This is a genomic window from Microcystis sp. M49636_WE2, from assembly GCF_030065375.1.
Taxonomy (GTDB): Bacteria; Cyanobacteriota; Cyanobacteriia; order Cyanobacteriales; family Microcystaceae; genus Microcystis; species Microcystis aeruginosa_C.
The window spans coordinates 1-2,260 of record NZ_JASJFG010000039.1 but is presented as its reverse complement, the minus strand read 5'-3'; the positions used below and the strand labels follow the sequence as shown (position 1 = coordinate 2,260).

Below are 2,260 nucleotides of genomic sequence, written 5' to 3'. Positions count from 1 at the left end.
GCATACATTACCTCTAAAGTTATTTCACCAATACCTCGCTCCCGGGCAAATTTTTCGGTATTTCGTTTGACTTTCCCGCGCACAAAACCAGGTATTTTCTGCAATTCTACCGTAGCTTCCTTATTCCAATTTAGGTCAGAATCTGCCGAAATACCTTTAGTAATTACCTCTTTGGTATCATGACCACCGAATATCTCTAATAGGTGATCTTCCATACCCAAAGTAAAGGAATTATAGACCAAATCGGCGATCTGATTAGTGCCTTCGTAACCTAAGAAAGGTTTATAACCGAGGGGGAAATTTTGGATATGAATAGGTGCGGCAATTACTCCACAGGGAATATCTAAACGTTTGCCCACATGACGTTCCATTTGAGTACCAAATATCGCCGCTGGTTCTAATCGAGCAATAGCATCCCCTATCGCCCCATTATCATCACTAATTAACACTTCATCGCAATATTCACTCACTTGTTCCAGGAACCAATCCGCATCATACTTACAATAAGTACCCGCTAAAACCACATGAATTCCCATCTCCCTGGCGAGAATTTTTGTCATAGCGGCTGCGTGGGTATTATCACCAAAAACCACCGCTTTTTTGCCAGTTAAATTTTGACAGTCAATGGAACGAGAAAACCAAGCAGCTTGGGAGATATGCAGAGTTTGTTCATTGATAAAATCTTCGTAATCTACTGCCGCACCCTGGCCATTAATTACCTCTTGAATTTTGCGAATACAGCGGGCTGTTTCCACCACTCCCATGGGGGTAATATCAACGTAGGGCATAGCGAATTCGCTTTCGAGATATTTGGCTGTCATTAATCCCACTTCTCGATAGGGAACCAGATTAAACCAAGCGCGGGGCAGATTTTTTAAGTTTTCCACCGAGGCAGCTTCGGGGATAATTTCGTTAACTTCAATGTCCAAATCTGCCATTAACCGCTTTAATTCCGTGCGATCATGTTGGTTATGGAAACCGAGGGTGGTAATACCGATAATATTAACCGAAGGTTTAGGGGTTTTCTGGGAGATAATTTCCCCTTTTCTTTGGGCTTTATCGAGATAATATTTGATAATTTGATAGAGGGTTTTATCGGCCGCTTGTAGCTCATTATAGCGATAGTGGTTGACATCGGCCAGCAGCACATCCCCCTCGGCATCCTGTCGCGCTCTTTCGACAAAGTTTTGTAAATCCTCTTGGAGAATGCTGGAGGTGCAGGTGGGGGTTAAAACGATTAAATCGGGACTTTCTTCGCGATCTTTGCGAACAATATTATCGACGACTTTTTCTTGGGAACCCCGGGCTAAAACATTACGATCGACAATACTAGCAGTGACGGGGGTAAAATTACGCTCCCTTTCCAGCATCGAGCGCATGACGTTAAAATAATCGTCTCCCAGAGGAGCGTGCATGATAGCATGAACATTTTTAAAGGAACTGGCGATCCTTAAAGTGCCAATATGAGCGGGACCCGCATACATCCAATAGGCCAATTTCATAGAGGGTTCTCCTACAGTCAGACTTTTTTGATTGTCTCAGACTTTACGGATTTAGGAGTGAACACTTAACGGAAGATTACAAAAAGTCCCCATGCAGATTAAGTATCTTTTCGGGGAAAAATGACATAAATATTAATGTTAACTTTTTTAACAATTTATGTCATTAGGGCAAAAATTTCTTTACCGACCGCTTGGTAACAAAGCCAGCCAAAATTCGACCGGGGGTCGGGATAATCTTTGACGATGACTCCCTTTTCGGCCGCTCGTTCAAAAGCGACTAAACGGGGAATTTCTCGCTTAAATACGGGTAATTTTGCTTCTTCTAGAGCTTTCCGCGCTTCCCGTCCTGTTTTTGTCCGTGAATCCACTTGGGTTAAAAGAACTCGATAATTATCGGTCATCGTGGACAGCAATTCTACCGCTTTAATCGTGACATCGATATCGAGATGATTGGGAGTGGTGGGTAGGATTAATAAATCGCTGCCCTGAGCTAAATCTTTTAACTCGTCCGGTTCCGGCCGGGCCTGGGTATCGACGATAATATGAGTGTATTGTTTCACCAGTCCCGTCGCTCCAGCTTGGGACGCTACCATAAAAGGAAGGGTTTCCTCCCGGGACCAATGGAGAGCCGAACGATTTTTATCCGCATCAATCAATAAGGTGGGCGCTTTTTCTTGAAAATAGGCGGCCAAATGAATCGATGTGGTGGTTTTCCCGACCCCTCCCTTCAGTGCTACGACGGAAATAATCATGAACGG

2 protein-coding genes are annotated in these 2,260 nt (G+C 43.8%); both read right to left on the bottom strand.

Going from position 1 to position 2,260, the window contains the following annotated elements:
- Positions 1 to 1,502, bottom strand: a 1,502-nt coding sequence (gene bchB / locus PX484_RS00770; RefSeq protein ID WP_288102661.1) for a ferredoxin:protochlorophyllide reductase (ATP-dependent) subunit B, incomplete at its 3' end; no start/stop codon positions are given.
- 155 nt (positions 1,503 to 1,657) lie between these two features.
- Positions 1,658 to 2,254 (bottom strand): nucleotide-binding protein, encoded by a 597-nt coding sequence (locus PX484_RS00765; RefSeq protein WP_287670624.1) that lies wholly within the window; start codon positions 2,252 to 2,254, stop codon positions 1,658 to 1,660.
- Positions 2,255 to 2,260: the final 6 nt, after the last annotated feature.

Coding starts and splice junctions, on each gene's coding strand:
- PX484_RS00765 (WP_287670624.1), bottom strand. CDS start 2,254: ATGATTATTTCCGTCGTAGCACTGAAGGGAGGGGTCGGGAAAACCACC.